Origin of the sequence: Amycolatopsis sp. NPDC059021, from assembly GCF_042739895.1 — a bacterium.
Lineage (GTDB): Bacteria > Actinomycetota > Actinomycetes > Mycobacteriales > Pseudonocardiaceae > Amycolatopsis.
The window spans coordinates 33,679-51,071 of record NZ_JBHYIQ010000079.1; the positions used below are offsets into that span (position 1 = coordinate 33,679).

A 17,393-nucleotide genomic window follows, 5' to 3' on the forward strand; every position below is an offset into this window, starting at 1 on the left:
CGCCGTGCGGGACACGCTGGCCGGGCTCTGGCACACGCTCACCGGGGACACCCTCGCGCCCGGCGCCGCCGAGCTGACCGGCGGCGAGGACGTGCTGCCCGGCCCGTTCCGGGTCGAGGCGGCAGCGGCGTCGAGCATCGCCGCCGCGACCCTTTCCGCCGCGGAAATGCTGCGGCTGCGCGGAATCGAGCCCGGCGTCGTCGGTATCGACACCCGGCACGCGGCTGCAGCCTTCCAGAGCGAACGGCTGCTGCGGCTCGACGGCGGATCGCCCGGTCAGTTCTGGGGCCCGATCGCCGGGGACTACCGCGCCGCCGACGGCTGGGTCAAGCTGCACGCCAACAACCGGCGGCACGAATCCGCGGTGTGCTGGGGCCTCGGCGTACCCGCGACCCGCGAGGCCGTCGCGAAGACCGTCGCCGCGAAGACCGCGTACGAGGTCGAGTCCGCCGTGGTCACCGCGGGCGGGGCCGCCGCACTGCTGCGTTCGCACGAGGACTGGCTGGCACATCCGCAGGGCCAGGCCGTCGCGTCGCTGCCCGTGGTGGATCTGAAGCCGCTCGGCGAAGCACCACCGCGCAGGCTGTTCGACTCGGACCGGCCGCTGGGCGGGGTCCGGGTGCTGGAGCTGACCCACGTCATCGCCGGTCCCGTCGCGGGCCGCGTGCTGGCCGCGCACGGCGCGAACGTACTGCACATCGGCGCCGCGCACCTGCCGAGGATCGAGCCGCTGACGATGGACACCGGGATGGGCAAGCGCTCGGCGTTCGTCGCGCTCGACACCGAGGGCGGCCGCGCGAAACTGCGGAAGCTGATCAGCCGCGCCGACGTCGTCCTCCAGTCCTTCCGGCCGGAATCGCTGGCACGTAAGGGTTTCTCGCCCGAGGACATGGCGGAGCTACGGCCCGGCCTCGTCGTGGCCGATCTGTCCGCCTACGGCTGGGAAGGGCCGTGGGCGCGGCGTCGCGGCTTCGACAGCCTCGTCCAGATGGCCTCGGGGATCGCCCACGAGGGCGCCCAGGTCGCGGGGACCGACGAGCCGCGGCCGCTGCCGGTGCAGGCGCTCGACCACGCCACCGGCTGGCTCACCGCGGCCGGGATCATGACGGCGCTGCGCCGCACGGTCACCGACGGCGGCACCTGGCACGTCCGGCTTTCCCTGGCCGGCACCGGCCGGTGGCTGGATTCCCTGGGGCGCAAGGGTTCCACGGCGGCCGAGGCGTCCTTCGACGATCTGCTCGAAGACGTCGACAGCGACTTCGGCAGGCTCACCAGGGTCAAGATGGCGGGCGTGCTGCCCGGCGCCCCTCCACAGTGGACGGACGCGGCGCCGCTACCGGGCAGTGGCACCCCGACGTGGTAACCGGCGGCGCTTCGGCTTGGGCAGTTCACCACGGGCGATGAGCCATTCGCCGAACTGGTCGGCGTACGCGCGGGTCCTGGTGTCGGCGGATTTGGGATTCTCGGTGGAGTAGGCGAGGAACAGCCCGAAGAACCGGGACCCGAGGGCTTCGGCGAGATCCGGGCGCAGGAACGCGATGAGCCTGCTTCGCTTGCGCAGCAAGACATCCGACTCGACGCGCAGCCGCTTCGGATCGAAGCCCTCCGGCGCGTCGCCACCCGCGAGCAGTGCCCGCAGCAGCTCCGCCTGCCGCGCGGCCAGCCGTTCGCGAGGATCTTCGCTCACGCCAGCACCGCGCGCAAACTGGCCAGCTCGGCGACGAGTTCGCTGTCGGTGGGGTAGTCGTCGTCGCGTTCCAGCAGGACACCGGGCGGATCGGTGCGGCGGCACAGCTCGGCGAGCAGGTCGAGCACCTCCGGCAGCACGGGATGCGCGTGCGTGTCGTGGTAGACGCCGTCGCGTTCGACGCCGCCCGCCATGTGCACGTAGGCCAGCCGCTCCCACGGGATGCCGTCGAGGAACGCCACCGGATCGGTGCCGATGTTGCGCGCGTTGGCGTAGAGGTTCGCGACGTCGATGATCAGGCCGCAGCCGGTGCGTTCGGTGAGCTCGGTGAGGAACTGTTCCTCGGACAGCTCCGCGTCCGGCCATTCCAGCAGCGCGGCGATGTTCTCCAGCGCCAGCGGAACCTCCACAATGGACTGGGCGAGGCGGACGTTCGCGACGAGCACGTCCAGCGCGTCCCGCGTCCGCGGCAGCGGCATCAGGTGCCCGGAGTCGAGCCCGCCCGCCCGGACGAAGCACACGTGGTCGCTCACCAGCGGCGCGCCGAGGGCGCGGGCGACCTCGGCCAGATGCTCGACGCGGCTCGTGTCCACCGGTTCGGCGCCGCCGAGCGAAAGGGACACCGCGTGCGGGAGCACCGGGATTCCCTTGTCCCGCAAGGCGATCAGCGATTCGGGCAGATGGGGGGCGTGCAGGTTCTCGGCGACCACCTCGACCCAGTCGACGCCCGGCATCCGGGCGATCGAGAGGTCCAGCTCCTCACGCCAGCCGATGCCGACGCCGAGCCGCTCAGCCACCACAGCCCCCGCCGCCGCAGCCACCGCCCCCGCCGCACGACGATCCGCCGCTGCAGGACGAACCGCTGCTGCACGAGGACCCACCGGACGAGCCGCCCCCGCCGAAGCCCGAGGTGACCGGCGGCATCAGCGCGGCCCGCAGCTCCTCGTCGGGGTACATCGCCAGCCCGCCGAGTGCCACCGCCGCGGCCGCTCCGGCGAGGACCACCCCGGTGGGCACCGCGCCCGGGGACGGGGCGCCGTGGCGGTGTTCGGCGTTGGCCCGGCCGAGGACGGTGTTCCCGGCGGCGGTCGGCAGCCGTGCCCCGGCCTTGCGCCGGTCGCCGGCGGTCACGACGACGATGAAGATCGTGACGATGATCAGGAAGGCCAGGTACCCGACCGAGTGCCCCGCCCCGATGCCCGCCACGAACCGGACGATCGCCAGCACCAGCACGGCGACGGCGAACAGCTGGATCGCCAGGCGGAGCGTCTTGATCCGGGACACAGGCTGGAGCAGGCCCCGCTGTTCGAGATCGGCCGTCATCGTCCGGATCGGTTCGGTGATCCGCGCCCTGGCCCGGATCGTCGCGGTCGACTTGGCGGTGCGCGCGGCCTCGGCGACCACGCGTTCGATCGGATCCGCCGGGACCGTCCCGGTCGTCGACGTGATCTTCTTCGTGCTGCTGACGCGCAGTTCGCCCCGTTCGACCAGCGCCGCGATCGCCGCGTCGACGACCCGGTCCGGCCCGCCCGCGAGGCAGGCCAGCTGGTACACCGAAAGCGTCGCCTCCGGCTGCGCGACCGCGCTTGCCCGCCCCAGCCGGGACAGCGCGGGCGCGAGCACGCGGGCCAGCAGCACGATCCCGAGCAAACCCACGTGCAATGCCAGGTACTCCGGGCCGGAAATGCCCCACAAGTCCTTCATCGTCCGCCTCCCCCTCCAACGATTGCGCTTACCGTAACCGGGACACCTCAGGCCGGGAGGGCATTTCGGCCGACTCGGCCCTGTCCCGTACCGGGAGCTGAGACGGCCGGACCGGCCGCCGCGTTCCCGCGCGCGGTTCAGCCGCCGCAGCCACCACCTCCGCCGCAGCCACCACCGCCTCCGCCACAGGAAGCCCCACCGCCGCCACACGACGAACCCCCGCCGCTGCCCAGGAAGGCGCCGCCCGCGGCGTAACCGCCGTACGACGTGCGCGGTTTGGCCCGCCGCGCCGGGCCGAACCGGACCGGCGCGAGGACCTTGCGGATCTTCTCGTCGGGGTAGGCGGCGAGGCCGTGGAGCGCGACGGCCCCGGCCGCGCCGTGCAGCAGGCTCCGGTCCGCTTGCGTGGCGGCCGATGCGCGCTTGCCCGCCGTGGTGGCCCGCGCCGGCTGGCGGGTGAACCCGAAGACCGCGGTGGCGACGGCGATGCCGAGCACGAACGCGAGCAGGATCGCCAGGAAGACGACCGGCCTGCCCCGGCCGAGACCGGCGAAGAACCGCACGAGGCCGAAAGCGAGGAGCAGGACGTACGCTGCGGCCGTCGTCAGCCAGGCCCGGCGCCGCTTGCGTTCGTCGACGATCAGCCCGGCGCTGGTCAGCTCCCCGAGCAGCGCGAGCATGGCGGGATCGGCCGCCAGCACCCGTCGCAGAGTGCTCGGCAGGGCCAGCGCCTTCGACGCGATCGCGGTGGCCGCGGCCCGGCCGAGCGCGTCGGCGGGACGCGCGGGCGTGACGTACAGCTTGCCCGCCGTGTCGATGCGGACCTGCTCGCGTTCGAGCATCGCCGCGAGGACCGTGTCGGCGACCCGCTGGGCACCGCCCGCCAGCGCGGCCACGTGGTAGCCGGTCGGGAGCGGGACGAGTGTGCGCGGGCCGGTCCGCAGGCGGAGCAGCCACAGCTGGGCCACCGCGAGCGGAAGCAGCATGAGGCCCAGGTAGAGCGCGAGAAAAGCGGGTCCGGAAATCCCCCAGGTTTCGGTCATGGAATCGCCCTCCCTCGGAAGCCGTGTCGGTGAGCACGTACGAGGGAGGGCGCGGGGTTGGCCGCCGGGTGGTTACGACTCGGGAACGAGCTTCAGCGAGATCGAGTTGATGCAGTAGCGCTGGTCGGTCGGGGTGGGGTACCCCTCGCCCTCGAAGACGTGCCCGAGGTGGCTGTGGCAGGAGCCGCAGAGCACCTCGATGCGCTTCATGCCCATGCTGCGGTCCTCCCGCAGCAGGACGGCGTCGGAATCGGCGGGATCGTAGAAGGACGGCCAGCCGCAGTGGCTCTCGAACTTCGTGTCGCTGCGGAACAGTTCGGCCCCGCAGGCGCGGCACTCGTAGACACCGGTGGTCTTGGCGTCGGTGTACTCGCCGGTGAACGGGCGTTCCGTCCCGGCCTGGCGGAGCACGGCGTACTCCTCCGCGGAAAGCTGCTGCCGCCACTCCTGCTCGGACTTCACGACGCGCGGGGTGGCTCCGACAACGGGTTTCATACCTTTCACCGGTTCCACGTTACTCCGCGAGATCGCCGGGACGCCGTCCTCGGGAGTCACTGTGCGAGCCACGCCACGGCACGCGTCACGATGTCCCACGCGGCCACGATGACCCCGACGATGATGAGCACGGCGATCAGCGCCGAGACCCAGTAGCGGAGGCCGCCGAGGCGGTTGCTGGAGTCGGCGAAGTCGGACACGCCGTCGAGACACGCTTCGATGGTGAAGTTCGGCCCGCAGCGCTCCATCCGGTCCAGGTGCTCGGCGAACGCGCGAGCCTCCGGATCGTCCGGATCGAGACCGACCAGATCCTCGTGGAAGCGAGGATGCCGGCCGGGTTGTCCGATTTCGGCCATGGGACCACAGTAAGCCACCGGCGCGGCGCTGGACAGCGTTCGCGCCGCACGTCTCACAGGTTAGGGCCGTCTCAGCACCGGTCGCTGACCGGCATGTTGCCCCGCGCGTCGCCCTTGAGATAGACGGCGCTGACGAAGGACGAGTAGATCCCGTACTGCTTTCCGGTGGACACCCAGATGTTGTTCACCACGCCGTTGTCGCTGATGGTTTCGCCGTAGGTCCAGCACAGTCCGAGGACCTGGTAGTTCGCCGGGTACCGGCCCTGCAGGCGGCTGCCGCTGCTGGGTGTCTCCCGGATGTTGACCGCCTGATAGGTGGTGACCATCGACGACGCGCTCGCCTGGCCGACCAGGACGCCGCCGAGCAGCGTCACGATCCCGGCCCCGACGACAGCGGCTCGTTTCGCGAACAAGTACGTCTCCCTCCGGTAAGTGGTGCCGGGAGGAAGCCAAGCAGAAGCCCGAGCGGCCGGACCAGACGCCAGAAGGGCGAGCGGACGATCAGGAACGTCGCTGTCGGTGACGCGGCGAGGTCACAGCGTTGCCGCGCCGAGTGCGGGTCACTGGTTGGGGCCACCCTCCGCGCCCTGGCGGCGGGTGTCGCCGTCGAGCAGGAGATTGCCGCCGCCGGCGTCGATCACGCGAACGATCTTCTGCTCGGAGCTGCCGTCCTTGAAGAGCAGGCCGACCTGGACGTCGACGGAGCCGTCGGGGTTGTTGGTCCGCTTGTAGACGGTGGCTTTCTCGATGCCGCTCAGCTCGTGCTGGGACCAGTACGCCTGCAGCCCGCCCGCGCCGTAGAAGGCCTGCGCCTGCGGGGTGAGCATGGCCTGGGCGGCGCCCGAGTCGCCTCTGAGCGCGGCGTTGTAGAAGGCGACCACCTTGTTGCCGCCTGCCGACCAGTCCACGGTTCCGCTGGAGGCGACCGGGCTCGGCGAGGGCGACTTGGGCTTGCTGGCGGAACCGCTCTGCGAGGACGCGGGCGGGTTCTGCGGCTGCTGCGTGCCGGAGGAGGCGCCCTTGTTGTCGGTGGCCGAGTTCAGGATCAGGAACACCACGACGGCGATCACCACGACGGCGGCACCGGCGCCGGCGAAGATCGCCGCCTTTCGTTTCGTGTCGGGGGCGGCGGGCGCGGCGGGGCGCTGGGGCGCGGCGGCCGAGGGCATCGGGCGCGGCGGGGTGTGCGGCTGGCGCACGGGCTGCGGGGGCACGAACGAGGCGGTCGGCGTGCGCGGCGGGCCCGCCTGCGGCGGGGCCTGCACCGGGATCGGGGCCGAGGAGGGCGCACCGGTGCGCTGCCACGGCGGACGTTCGGTGCCGCGGCCGGGAGTACTGGGAGCCGCGGAGACGTCCGCGCCGGCGGGCTTGCGGCCCCCGGTACCGGCGCCACCGCCGTAGAGCGGAGGCGAGACCTGGGTGCCCGGGGCGGCCGGGTCCTTGGCGGCCAGCGCGGCGAGCCGGTCCCGCGCCTCGGCCATGGACGGCCGCTCCTCGGGCTCGGCTCTGAGCAGGCTCATCAGCAACGCCGTCGCGGCGCCCGCCTGCTGCGGCGGGTTGATCTGGCCGTTCGCGGCGGCGTAGAGCAGCGCCAGCTGGTTCGTCGAGTTCCCGTAGGGCGTGCTGCCCTCGATGGCCTGGTACAGCGTCGCGCCCAGCGCGAAGACGTCGGAGCTGGGCACCGGGTCGGCGCCGCGGGCCAGCTCGGGCGCCAGGTAGGCGGGGGTGCCGCCGATGAGCCCGGTCGCGGTGAGCGTCATGTCGCCCGCCGCGCGCGAGATGCCGAAGTCGGTGATCTTCGCGGTGCCGGTCTCGTCGATGAGGATGTTGCCGGGCTTGACGTCGCGGTGCACGATCCCGGCCCGGTGGGCGGCGACCAGCGCCGAGGCCACCTGCTCGCCGATGCGGGCGACCTCGCCCAGCGGCAGCGTGCCGCGCTCGGCGAGGATCGCGGACAGGCTCGGCCCGTTGAGGAACTCCATCACCAGGCACGGGTCGCCGCCGTCCTCGGCGATGTCGAAGACGACGATCGCGTTCGGATGCTGGAAACGGGCGGCGTTCTTCGCCTCGCGCATCGCGCGCTGGCGCAGGTTGTCCCGCTCCGCCTCGGACGTGCCGGGCTGCGGCAGGATCTGCTTGATCGCCACCGAGCGTTCCAGGCGCACGTCGACGGCACGCCACACCACGCCCATGGCACCGCTACCAATGTGCTCGGCGAGACGGTAGTGCCCCGCGATCAACTGCCCGGTGTCGATGGCGCCTGCTCCTCGAAAATCCCGGTGGTGGTGGCCTTACTCAGCGCGAATTCCCCGCGCGGACCCGTTCGAGTGTAGCGGTCCGAACTTCGTGGCCGCCGTCAGCCAGCGGGTGTCGAGACCGTTTTCCCGGACTCCGTGTCAGCGCGCCGTTTTCGGAACACCCGGTACAGCCCGGCCGCGCCGGCGGCGGCGAAAACGCCGTAACAGACCAGGAGAGCGGGCGGGGTCCCGCCGGTCAGCGCGTCCCCGAGCACGACGACGGCGACCGTGCCCGGAACGCTCCCCAGCAGCGTGCCGGCGAGATACGGCACGACCCGCACCCCCGACACTCCGCAGACGTAGCTGAACGGCGCGAACGGCACCACCGGGATGAGCCGCAGTGAGGTGACGGCCAGCACACCGCCACCGGAGAGCCGGTCGTTGACCGTGCGAACGACGTTCCGGTGCAGGTGGCGGGTCACCAGGTCGCGGCCGAGCAGCCGGGCGAGCCCGAACGACAGCGCCGACGCGATCGTGGTGGCGGCCAGGCCGATGGCGATCCCGGCGACGGTGCCCACCAGCAGCCCGGCGGCCAGGTTGAACACCGTCCGGGGCACCGGCGCGACGGTGAGCAGCGCATAGGCGAGGAACAGCACCAGCGGCGTCGCCGACCCGGTCTCGGCCGCCCAGGCGCGCAGCTGCGCCGGGCCGGGGATCGGCAGGGCCACCGCGGCCGCCACGAGCAGGGCGAGCACGGCGAGCGCGAGGATCAGCTTGGTACGGCCGGACACCCGTCCACGGTAGCGGGCGTCCCGAAACTCGGATGACGTACGCCACCCCGCGTGCTTCGCTCGGGCACGTGATCGACATCGAGGCGCTGCGCGTGCAACCCGATCTGGCCGGCGAGAAGGTCGTCCTGACCCAGCTGGACGAGTCGCACCTCGACGACTCGTGGGCCTCGCTGCAGGACCAGGAGGTCACGCGGTTCACCGGGACGCACGCGACGTTCACCTACGAGCAGATCCGGAAGTGGAACGCGAGCCGTCCCGGGCTGACCGATCGCGCGGACTGGGCGATCCTGCGCGCCGAAGACCGCGCCTACGTCGGTGATGCCGCGCTCACGAACGTCGACGCGGACAACGCTTCCGCGAGCTTCCGGATCGCGCTGTCGACGGCCGCCGAGTTCGGCAGGGGCTACGGCACCGAGGCCACCCGGCTCCTGCTCGACTACGCCTTCGACGTCGTCGGCCTGCACCGCGTCCAGCTGGAGGTGTTCGACTTCAACACCCGCGCGCGGCGCGTGTACGAGAAGTGCGGGTTCGTCGCCGAGGGCGTGCAGCGGGAAGCGCTGCGGTGGGACGGCGCCTGGCACGACGTGATCCTGATGGCTGTCCTCGCAAGCGACCGGCGCGGCTGAAACCCCACTACGGTGGGCGCATGCCCAAGAACGGTGAGCCGGTCGAGTACCGGGTGGGGGAGCGCACCGTCCGCGTGTCGAGCCCGGACAAGGTCTACTTCCCCGAGCGCGGGATCACGAAGCGCCAGGTCGTCGAGCACTACATCACGGTCGGTGGCCCGCTGCTGCGGGCGATCGGCGAGCGGCCGACGACGCTGAAGCGGTACGTCGACGGCGTCGAAGGCGACGTCTTCTACGCCAAGCGCGTCCCGAAGGGCGCGCCCGAGTGGGTCGGCAAGGTCGAGATCACCTTCCCGTCCGGGCGGAAGGCCGAGGAGGTCTGCCCGACCGAACCCGCGGTGTTCGCCTGGGCGGCCAATCTCGGCACGTTCGACTTCCACCCGTGGCCGGTGCGCCGCGACGACGTCGACCGTCCCGACGAGCTCCGCGTCGACGTCGACCCGCCGGACGAGGCCGGCTTCGCCGACGCCGTCGTAGTGGCCGGGGTCGTGCGTGAGGTGCTGGCGGACGCCGGGCTCACCGGCTACCCGAAGACCTCGGGCGGGCGCGGGGTGCACGTGCTGGTGCGGATCCGGCCGGAGTGGGACTTCGTCGCCGTGCGGCACGCGGTGATCGCGCTGGGGCGGGAGGTCGAGCGGCGGATCCCGGAGCGGGCGACCATCGCGTGGTGGAAGGAGGAACGCGGCGGCCGCGTGTTCCTCGACTACAACCAGGCCGCCCGTGACCGCACGGTCGCCTCGTCGTGGTCGGTGCGGGGCACCCGGCGCGCGACCGTGTCGACGCCGCTGACCTGGGACCTGCTGGGCGAGGTGCATCCCGACGACTTCGACGTCCTGACGATCCCGGACTTCCTCGCCGTGCACGGGGATCTCCACGCGCCGATGGACGAGCGGGCGTTCGGCATCGAGACGCTGCTGGAGTGGTACGCCCGTGACGAGCGGGATCACGGCCTCGGTGACATGCCGTATCCGCCGGATTACCCGAAGATGCCGGGCGAGCCGAAGCGGGTCCAGCCCAGCAGGGCGCGATCGTAGTGACGGTGTGATCGCACTGTGTCTTCCACGGCGGTGACGAGCGAAAAGGGGGCGTAACGTCCTGGCCCTGACCGGCGACCTTCCCCGGACCGGGGCTGGGGAGCGAGCAGGAGGGAGGGCCTTCCGTGGACGACTTGATCGCGTTTCTTGCGGCACGGGTCGGGCAGCGTCAGGCGCTGATCATGCAGGCGGTCAACAAGGCCCAGGCGGGCGAGCCGCTCAGCAGGGGCGAGACGAGAGTCGTTGTCGAGCAACGGATCCGCGCGTTGTCCGATATGGAGCTCGACGTCGTCAACCAGATGATCAACGAGGTCGAGGCGACGCGGCGCATCCTGCTCGCCCACCGCACCACGGTGTCCGAGAAGGTCCCCGGCTTTCCGCTGTACGGCAGCGAATACTGGTGTGAAACCTGCCACGTGCCCGGGGACGAGGCCGGCTCCAACTGGTGTACCACGCTGCGTCTTCTCGCCCTGCCCTACGCCGATCACCCCGACTACAGCGAACGGTGGCGGCCCTGACGGGAATCCGGGCGTCCCGGCGGCGTTGAACCCGGTGTGAGCGCACTTCCCGCCCGGCTTTCCGTATTGGACCGTTCGCCGATCCGCAGCGACACCAGCGGCGCGACGGCGCTGCGGGAGACGGTCGCGTTCGCGCGGGAGGCCGAAACGCTGGGATACCACCGGTTCTGGGTGTCCGAGCACCACGGCGTGCCGGGTGTCGCCGGTTCGGCGCCGACCGTGCTCGCCGCCGCCGTCGCGTCCGAGACCTCGCGGATCCGTGTCGGCACGGGCGGTGTGATGCTGCCGAACCACCGCCCGCTCGTCGTCGCCGAACAGTTCGGTGTCCTGGAGTCGCTGTTCCCCGGCCGGATCGACATGGGGCTCGGCCGTTCGGTGGGGTTCACCGGCGGCGTCCGCCGCGCGCTCGGGCACGGCAAGGAGGACGCGGCGGATTTCGGCGCGCGGGTAAGGGAACTGCTCGGATTCTTCAGTGGCGCGCAGACGGCGTATCCCGGTGTGCACGCGGTCCCGGCCGAGGGGCTGCGGGTGCCGCCGTTCGTGCTCGCGACGGGCGCCGGCGCGGACCTCGCCGCGGAACTGGGGCTGCCGCTGGTGATCGGCCGGATCCGGGGCGAGGCCGCGATGATCGAGGCGATCACGCGGTACCGGGACGGATTCCGCCCTTCGGTTTTCGCGCCCGCGCCGTATGTCGTGGTGTCGACCGCGGTGGCGGTGGCCGAGACGGCTTCGGAGGCCCGGCGGCTGCTCGTCCCCGAGGCCTGGTCGACGGTTTATTCGCGCAGCCACGGTGTCTTCCCGCCGCTGTCCCCGCCGGACGAGATCCTCGCGCTCCCGATGACCGCCCGCGAACGCGATCGCCTCGACGCGGCCCTGGACACCCAGATCCACGGCACCGCCCCCGAGGTCCTCTCCCGCCTGTCGGGCCTGGCCTCCCGCACCGGCGCCGACGAATTCCTCTTCACCACCGCCACCCACGACCCCGCCGACCGCCTCGCCATCTACCGAACCCTCGCCCCAGCACACGAGTTCTCCACCTGATCACGCGAGATACGCCCCCAATCACGCGAGTTCGCCGTCTGGGCACGCGTGTCGTCCGTCCAGGTACGTGAGTCGTCCGGCTGGGTACGCGAGTTCGCCGCAAAAGGCTGGCCCGGCCCTGCCCCGGGTTGCTACTGTCGCGCCATGACTGCCGGGTCGGCCGAGAGCCGTGAGCAGACGGGTCACCCGGCCACGCGGTGACCTCCGGGCGGGCGCGTGGCCCGCCGCCTCCTTTCGCGCGTTTCCGTGGAACGTGCCGGGAAGGGAGGTGAATCGTATGCCCGGTCAGGAAAACGTCCCGCTGCCGAGGTGGCGCGAGTTCGTGTCGGCACACGCCGGCGGGGGAGCGCTCGACGGCGTGGTGACCAAGGTGGTGCCGTTCGGCGCCTTCGTCGAAGTGGCCGACGGGATCGAAGGTCTGCTGCCGCACACGTTCGGTGCCGACGTCCCCGTGCTCGGCGCCGAGATTTCGGTGCGGATCAACCGGATCGACGTCGAACGCAGGCGGATGAGCCTCGCGCTCGCGTGATGCCGTGACGGGGTGAGGCAGGGCGCCCTGCCTCACCCTCGTTGGTTGTCCACAGTGGACATGTCACCCGAGGTAGAGCGGGAGTTTCGCTGCCAGCTCGCCCAATTCGGCCTTCTCCGCGTCGGTCGCGGCCCGGCGTCCGGTGCCGATCAGCAACGCGTCGGTGTCGGAGAACGACGCGGGGAACGGTGCCCCGGCGATCTTTTCCAGCATCTCGCGGGTGCGGGCGAGGCCCTCGGCGGGCGGCCCCGCCACGTCCGGGAGATGGGCGATCAGGTCGAGGTGGTGCAGCGTCCATTCCAGGACGTACGCGGAAAGGTAGTCGCCCGCCGTGAGCACCATGTCCTGGGTGGCGACCCGGACAGCGGGGTCGGCGAGTTCGGCGGCGCGCCCGGCGGCGGCGCCTACGTCGTCGAGGTGGAACTTGAGCAGCCGCGGCTCTTCGTACGCGGCGGCGAGGCGGACGATCAGCGCGTCGAGGTCGTCGTCGCCGGTCGGCGGTGTTTCGGCGACCTTCCAGTAGGTGACCGCGTCGTCGGTCGGCGCGGTTTCGGCGGGGGTGACCAGGGTGATCAGGACGTCCTGCGCGTCGATGATCAGGTGACATGCCAGGTCCCGCACGAGCCAGCCGGTGCAGCCGGACGGTTGCTCGAAGTCTTGGTCGGAAAGGTCGGCGACCGCTGTGCGCAACGCGGTCCACGAGTGTGAGAAGAGATCCACGGCGGCAAGTTAGCAGCGTGCGGCCTCCGTGGGCGACCGATTTCGCCTGCGTCGAAAAGCCGCGAAAGGAGAACTCGCGTGATCGGGCAAGGAACTCGCGTGATCAGAGGGAGAACTCGCGTGATCAGAGGCGTAACAAGAGATGGGTGAGGAGGCGTTCGGTGGGGTCGGTGAAGGAGAGGCCGGAGACTTCGGCGGCGCGGCGGACGCGGTAGCGGACGGTGTTGGGGTGGATGTTCAGCGCGCGGGCGGCGGCGCGGACGTCGCCGAAGGCGTCGAGGTAGGCGAGGACGGCGGGGACGAGGATGCCGCCGTGGTCGGCGTCGTGCGCGAGAAGCTCGGCCAGGCGCGGGTCGCGGATCCTCGGCTGATCACCCAGAAACGCCAGGATCTCCGACAGCAGAACCTCGGCGCGGACGTCGGCCAGCGAGGCGACGTCGGAGTCCCAGTGCCCGCGCGCCATCGTCGCCAGCACGCGGTCGGCGTCGCCGCGGGACGCCGCCGCGTCGGACAGCCGCGGCACCACCCCGCCCAGCGCGGCCCGCACGCCGACGTCGAGGTGACGCCGCGCCGCGGCCACGATTTCCTTGGCCAGCGCGACAATCCGGCCCTCGGCGTGCTCGGTGACGTCGGGGAGATCCGGCAGCAGCGCGTACACCCGGCTGCCGATGACGCTCACCAGCGCGCTGCGCCGGTACGCCGCGGTGTGCACGGCGATGAGGTGCACCAGTTCGGCGCGGTGCAATTGCCGGTCGGCCTGCGTCCGCTCGCCGGTGAGCGCGAACGCCACCACCACCGCGGGCCGGGCGGGATCGGCGCCGATGTCGTCGGCGACGGAGTCCGCGTCGAGCCGTCCGTCGAGCAGGCTGGCGAGCAGGTCCTCCCGCAGCCGCAGTTCCGGCGTCGGCAACGTCCGCGCGCGGATCAGCCGGGGCGCCAGCGTCCGGCTCGCGCCGAGCAACGCCACCTCGGCCTGCTCGGTCAGCGGCGCCGCGCCCTCCTGGACCCAGATCGTGCCGAGCGGCTGCGAGCCCGCGTGCACCCCCGCCGCGATCCGCCGCCGGATCCCGAGCTCGGGCCGCTCGTCGATCCGGACGATGCCCTCACCGGCACGTAACCGCTGGTAGACGCCCCATTCGCGGAGCATCGCGAGATAGCGTTCCGGCCCCTCGCGGCCGAGGATGGACAACCGCCGCAATTCGTCGACCTCGTCCGAAGACCGCGAGTAGGCGAGTACCCGGCTCGCGGTGTCCTCGATGCTCACCAGCCCGCCGGTCAACGTCGCGATCGTCTGCGCGAGGGAGAACAGATCGCCCAGTACCTCGCCGCTTTCCGCTTCGCCGCCCGCGCGTGCCGTGTCGACGACGCCGCGTGCCAGCGCCTCGACCTGCTCCCAGCGCGCCTCGTTTCCGACGGCCAGCAGTGCGACGCCCGCGTCGGCCGCGATCCCTTCCGCCGCACCGGGTTCGCCCTTGATCGCGACCGCGGCCGCCCCGCCGCGCCCGGCCGCGCGGATCGCCGCACCGGCCGCCCGGCCCCGGGCGCCGATCACCAGCGCGAGGTCGCCGGGGTGCGCCTCGGGCGGATCCTCGGGGTCGAGGATGACGACGTCCTCGACGGGTACCCCGAGGCCACGGGGCGCGACCAGCACCCGGACGAGTGGCTCACCGAGCGTGGCGAGCACGTGGCGTAGGGAGGTTCCCGTGGTCATCGTCGTCATTTCAGCCGATCGGACAAGATCATCACTCCTATTCTATCCGTTCGGACAAACCACTGGGCCGTCCGTGGGGTTACCGTTCGGGGCAGAGAGACCCTCACCTGTCAGCCGTGTCGTTGTGGAGGAGCCGCCGTGGACGCCGTGACCCAGACCCCCGCCCCGAAGAACGAGCCGGTGCTGACGTACGCACCGGGCAGCGCTGAGCGCGCCGAACTCGAGGGTGCGCTCAAGCGGCTGGGCGCGGCCGATCCTGTCGACATCACCGCCACCATCGGCGGGAAGCAGCGCGCCGGCGGCGGCGAGAAGATCGACGTCGTCCAGCCGCACAACCACCGGTCGGTGCTGGGCGTGATCCACGGCGCCACCCAGCAGGACGCCGCCGACGCCGTCGCCGCGGCCACCGAGGCCGCCCCGGCCTGGCGCGCGCTGTCCTACGACGACCGCGCGGCCATCCTGCTGCGCGCCGCCGACCTGCTGACCGGCCCGTGGCGCGCCACGCTCAACGCCGCCACCATGCTCGGCCAGTCCAAGACCGCGACCCAGGCCGAGATCGACTCCGCCTGCGAGCTCGCCGACTTCTGGCGCTTCAACGTCGACTACGGCCGCCGTGTGCTGGCCGAGCAGCCGAACAGCTCGCCCGGCGTGTGGAACCGGATGGAGCACCGCCCGCTGGAGGGCTTCGTCTACGCGATCACGCCGTTCAACTTCACCGCCATCGCCGGCAATCTGCCGACCGCGCCCGCGCTGATGGGCAACACGGTCGTCTGGAAGCCGTCGCCGACGCAGAGCTTCGCCGCCTACCTGACCATGCGGCTGCTCGAAGAGGCGGGCATGCCGCCTGGCGTGATCAACCTGCTGCCCGGCCACGGCAAGGCCGTCTCCGAGGTGGCGCTGACCCACCGCGACCTGGCGGGCATCCACTTCACCGGCTCCACCGCGACGTTCCAGCACCTGTGGGGCACCGTCGGCGCGAACATCGCCGGCTACCGGAGCTACCCGCGCCTCGTCGGCGAGACCGGCGGCAAGGACTTCATCGTCGCGCACCCGTCGGCCGACATCGACGTGCTGCGCACCGCGCTGGTTCGCGGCGCCTTCGAGTACCAGGGCCAGAAGTGCTCCGCCGCGTCGCGCGCCTACATCCCGCGCAGCGTCTGGGCGAAGCTGAAGGACGGCCTGGTCGCCGAGACCGAGGCGCTGAGCTACGGCGACGTCACCGACCTCAGCCACTTCGGCGGCGCGGTGATCGACCGCCGCGCGTTCGACAAGCACGCCGCGGTGTTCGAGCGGGCCAAGGGCGACGCCGAGGTGGAGATCCTCACCGGCGGCACCGCCGACGACAGCACCGGCTTCTTCGTCCAGCCGACGATCCTGGTCTCGGACAACCCGAAGCACGACATCTTCCGCACCGAGTACTTCGGGCCGATCCTGTCGATCCACGTGTACGAGGACAACGACTTCGACGCCGTCCTCAAGCTCGTCGACGAGACCGCGGTCTACGCGCTGACCGGCGCGATCATCGCGAACGACCGCGCCGCGGTGGCGAAGGCGTCCGAGGCGCTGAAGTTCGCCGCTGGCAACTTCTACGTCAACGACAAGCCGACCGGTGCCGTCGTCGGCCAGCAGCCGTTCGGCGGTGGCCGCGCGTCGGGCACCAACGACAAGGCGGGCTCGATCTTCAACCTGCTCCGCTGGACGAGCCCCCGCTCGGTCAAGGAGACCTTCGTCCCGCCGACCAGCGTTCCGTACCCCCACCAGGGCTGAGCCCTCGTTCCCACCGGGAGATCCCCATGTTGCGAGCCTCTCTCCTCGCCGCCGCTCGATCGCGGCGGATGCGTTCGCTGGTCGAGGCGGTGCCCGCCACGCGATCCGTGGTGCGCCGCTTCGTCGCCGGTGCCGAAACCGCCGACGCGGTGCGGGTGGCCAGGGAACTGGCCGCCGACGGCCGGAAGATCACCCTCGACCACCTCGGCGAGGACACCACCGACGCCGCGCAGGCCTCGGCCACCGTCCGTGCCTACGAAACGCTGCTGAACGCGCTGGGCGCGGAAGGCCTAGCCGACGGCGCGGACGTCTCGGTGAAGCTGTCGGCGGTCGGGCAGTTCCTGCCGTCGAACGGCGAGGACGTCGCGCTGGAGAACGCCCGCAAGATCTGCGCGGCGGCCGACGCGGTGGGCGCCACGGTCACCCTGGACATGGAGGACCACACCACCACGGACTCGACGCTCGGCATCCTCCGGGAACTGCGCGCCGAGTACCCGTGGGTGGGCGCGGTGCTGCAGGCCTACCTGCACCGCACCGAGCAGGACTGCCGCGAGCTGGCCGGCCCGGGTTCGCGGGTGCGGCTGTGCAAGGGCGCCTACGCGGAGCCGGAGTCGGTGGCGTTCCAGGACAAGTCCGAAGTGGACAAGTCCTATGTACGCTGTCTGCGGGTCCTCATGGCGGGCAAGGGATATCCGATGATCGCCTCGCACGACCCGCGGATGATCGCCATCGCGGCGAAGCTGGCGGCGGACAACGGGCGCGGGCCGGGGGACCACGAGTTCCAGATGCTGTACGGCATCCGGCCCGAGGAGCAGCGGCGGATCGCCGGTGAGGGGAACGCCATGCGCGTGTACGTTCCCTACGGCGACGAATGGTACGGCTACTTCATGCGGCGGCTGGCCGAGCGCCCGGCGAACCTGGCGTTTTTCCTGCGCGGCCTCGCCACCAAGGGCTGAGAGAGGTCCGTCAAGGCCGTCGCGCGATCGCCCGCCCAGGAGCCGGGTACGGCGAAGCACCCCTCGCGGGCGGTCTTGACGGCTCTGGGGCCCCAGGTCTCGGCTCCCGGCGGAACCGGGCGGTCCGCTTTTATAATAAAGGTCCGTGGGGGCCTCCTTGAGTGACTTTGTGTGATTT

General features: G+C 71.7%; 19 protein-coding genes. 8 read left to right on the plus strand and 11 right to left on the minus strand.

The window, feature by feature from the left end; translation table 11 throughout:
• Nucleotides 1–4: 4 nt before the first annotated feature.
• Nucleotides 5–1,363, plus strand: coding sequence for a CoA transferase (locus ACFWX1_RS34910; RefSeq protein WP_378394048.1), 1,359 nt, complete (start codon nt 5–7; stop codon nt 1,361–1,363).
• On the opposite strand, the gene ACFWX1_RS34915 is transcribed toward ACFWX1_RS34910, so the two are convergent.
• The 9 genes from ACFWX1_RS34915 to ACFWX1_RS34955 form a co-directional block, all read right to left on the minus strand.
• The gene (locus tag ACFWX1_RS34915; protein ID WP_378394050.1) at nt 1,334–1,687 is read right to left on the minus strand and encodes a hypothetical protein; all 354 of its coding nucleotides are present in this window, start codon (nt 1,685–1,687) and stop codon (nt 1,334–1,336) included. The two genes, ACFWX1_RS34910 and ACFWX1_RS34915, sit on opposite strands and share 30 nt — an antisense overlap.
• Nucleotides 1,684–2,484, minus strand: coding sequence for a DUF692 domain-containing protein (locus tag ACFWX1_RS34920; protein WP_378394051.1), 801 nt, complete (start codon nt 2,482–2,484; stop codon nt 1,684–1,686). Before ACFWX1_RS34920 ends, ACFWX1_RS34915 begins: the two co-directional genes overlap by 4 nt.
• Nucleotides 2,477–3,391: a TIGR04222 domain-containing membrane protein gene (locus ACFWX1_RS34925; protein WP_378394052.1), complete on the minus strand. Its 915-nt coding sequence runs from the start codon at nt 3,389–3,391 to the stop codon at nt 2,477–2,479. The genes ACFWX1_RS34920 and ACFWX1_RS34925 overlap by 8 nt, the downstream gene beginning before the upstream one ends.
• A gap of 137 nt (nt 3,392–3,528) precedes the next feature.
• Complete coding sequence (locus ACFWX1_RS34930) at nt 3,529–4,434, minus strand: TIGR04222 domain-containing membrane protein (protein WP_378394053.1); 906 nt, start codon at nt 4,432–4,434, stop codon at nt 3,529–3,531.
• 72 nt (nt 4,435–4,506) lie between these two features.
• A complete protein-coding gene (gene msrB, locus ACFWX1_RS34935) occupies nt 4,507–4,929 on the minus strand; it encodes a peptide-methionine (R)-S-oxide reductase MsrB (RefSeq protein WP_378329628.1) in 423 nt (140 codons plus the stop codon).
• Nucleotides 4,930–4,985: 56 nt separating this feature from the next.
• A complete protein-coding gene (locus ACFWX1_RS34940) occupies nt 4,986–5,285 on the minus strand; it encodes a hypothetical protein (RefSeq protein ID WP_378394054.1) in 300 nt (99 codons plus the stop codon).
• Between the two features lie 71 nt (nt 5,286–5,356).
• Entirely contained in the window at nt 5,357–5,698 is a 342-nt protein-coding gene (locus ACFWX1_RS34945) for a hypothetical protein (protein ID WP_378394055.1), read from the minus strand.
• Nucleotides 5,699–5,845: 147 nt separating this feature from the next.
• Nucleotides 5,846–7,477 (minus strand): protein kinase, encoded by a 1,632-nt coding sequence (locus tag ACFWX1_RS34950; RefSeq protein ID WP_378394071.1) that lies wholly within the window; start codon nt 7,475–7,477, stop codon nt 5,846–5,848.
• A gap of 164 nt (nt 7,478–7,641) precedes the next feature.
• On the minus strand, nt 7,642–8,313 hold the full coding sequence (locus tag ACFWX1_RS34955) for a TVP38/TMEM64 family protein (protein WP_378394056.1): 672 nt from the start codon (nt 8,311–8,313) through the stop codon (nt 7,642–7,644).
• Nucleotides 8,314–8,345: 32 nt separating this feature from the next.
• On the opposite strand from ACFWX1_RS34955, the gene ACFWX1_RS34960 reads away from it, so the two are divergent.
• From ACFWX1_RS34960 to ACFWX1_RS34980, 5 genes are all read left to right on the plus strand, one after another.
• The gene (locus ACFWX1_RS34960; RefSeq protein ID WP_378394057.1) at nt 8,346–8,939 is read left to right on the plus strand and encodes a GNAT family N-acetyltransferase; all 594 of its coding nucleotides are present in this window, start codon (nt 8,346–8,348) and stop codon (nt 8,937–8,939) included.
• A 20-nt stretch (nt 8,940–8,959) separates the two neighbouring features.
• Nucleotides 8,960–9,973, plus strand: coding sequence for a DNA polymerase domain-containing protein (locus ACFWX1_RS34965; RefSeq protein ID WP_378394058.1), 1,014 nt, complete (start codon nt 8,960–8,962; stop codon nt 9,971–9,973).
• 125 nt (nt 9,974–10,098) lie between these two features.
• On the plus strand, nt 10,099–10,491 hold the full coding sequence (locus ACFWX1_RS34970; RefSeq protein WP_378329634.1) for a DUF6221 family protein: 393 nt from the start codon (nt 10,099–10,101) through the stop codon (nt 10,489–10,491).
• Nucleotides 10,492–10,527: 36 nt separating this feature from the next.
• Nucleotides 10,528–11,532 carry an LLM class flavin-dependent oxidoreductase gene (locus ACFWX1_RS34975; protein ID WP_378394059.1) on the plus strand — a complete coding sequence of 335 codons (1,005 nt, stop codon included), beginning with the start codon at nt 10,528–10,530 and terminating at the stop codon, nt 11,530–11,532.
• A 277-nt stretch (nt 11,533–11,809) separates the two neighbouring features.
• Entirely contained in the window at nt 11,810–12,061 is a 252-nt protein-coding gene (locus ACFWX1_RS34980; RefSeq protein ID WP_378394060.1) for a S1 RNA-binding domain-containing protein, read from the plus strand.
• A gap of 63 nt (nt 12,062–12,124) precedes the next feature.
• Here ACFWX1_RS34980 and ACFWX1_RS34985 read toward each other — a convergent pair whose 3' ends face one another.
• Both ACFWX1_RS34985 and ACFWX1_RS34990 read right to left on the minus strand, forming a co-directional pair.
• On the minus strand, nt 12,125–12,781 hold the full coding sequence (locus tag ACFWX1_RS34985) for a maleylpyruvate isomerase N-terminal domain-containing protein (protein ID WP_378394062.1): 657 nt from the start codon (nt 12,779–12,781) through the stop codon (nt 12,125–12,127).
• Nucleotides 12,782–12,905: 124 nt separating this feature from the next.
• Complete coding sequence (locus tag ACFWX1_RS34990; protein ID WP_378394063.1) at nt 12,906–14,492, minus strand: PucR family transcriptional regulator; 1,587 nt, start codon at nt 14,490–14,492, stop codon at nt 12,906–12,908.
• A 138-nt stretch (nt 14,493–14,630) separates the two neighbouring features.
• Between ACFWX1_RS34990 and pruA the strand changes: the two genes are divergently transcribed.
• Complete coding sequence (gene pruA / locus ACFWX1_RS34995; RefSeq protein ID WP_378394064.1) at nt 14,631–16,259, plus strand: L-glutamate gamma-semialdehyde dehydrogenase; 1,629 nt, start codon at nt 14,631–14,633, stop codon at nt 16,257–16,259.
• Nucleotides 16,260–16,285: 26 nt separating this feature from the next.
• Nucleotides 16,286–17,215, plus strand: a complete 930-nt coding sequence (locus ACFWX1_RS35000) for a proline dehydrogenase family protein (protein ID WP_378394065.1) — start codon at nt 16,286–16,288, stop codon at nt 17,213–17,215.
• Nucleotides 17,216–17,393 lie beyond the last annotated feature (178 nt).

Bases quoted from the DNA above. Each gene is read 5' to 3' on its own strand.
- ACFWX1_RS34930 (WP_378394053.1), bottom strand. From the start codon at position 4,434: ATGACCGAAACCTGGGGGATTTCCGGACCCGCTTTTCTCGCGCTCTAC.
- msrB (WP_378329628.1), bottom strand. From the start codon at position 4,929: ATGAAACCCGTTGTCGGAGCCACCCCGCGCGTCGTGAAGTCCGAGCAG.
- ACFWX1_RS34965 (WP_378394058.1), top strand. From the start codon at position 8,960: ATGCCCAAGAACGGTGAGCCGGTCGAGTACCGGGTGGGGGAGCGCACC.
- ACFWX1_RS34960 (WP_378394057.1), top strand. From the start codon at position 8,346: ATGACGTACGCCACCCCGCGTGCTTCGCTCGGGCACGTGATCGACATC.
- ACFWX1_RS35000 (WP_378394065.1), top strand. From the start codon at position 16,286: ATGTTGCGAGCCTCTCTCCTCGCCGCCGCTCGATCGCGGCGGATGCGT.
- ACFWX1_RS34990 (WP_378394063.1), bottom strand. From the start codon at position 14,492: ATGACCACGGGAACCTCCCTACGCCACGTGCTCGCCACGCTCGGTGAG.
- ACFWX1_RS34940 (WP_378394054.1), bottom strand. From the start codon at position 5,285: ATGGCCGAAATCGGACAACCCGGCCGGCATCCTCGCTTCCACGAGGAT.
- ACFWX1_RS34925 (WP_378394052.1), bottom strand. From the start codon at position 3,391: ATGAAGGACTTGTGGGGCATTTCCGGCCCGGAGTACCTGGCATTGCAC.
- ACFWX1_RS34980 (WP_378394060.1), top strand. From the start codon at position 11,810: ATGCCCGGTCAGGAAAACGTCCCGCTGCCGAGGTGGCGCGAGTTCGTG.
- ACFWX1_RS34950 (WP_378394071.1), bottom strand. From the start codon at position 7,477: ATGGGCGTGGTGTGGCGTGCCGTCGACGTGCGCCTGGAACGCTCGGTG.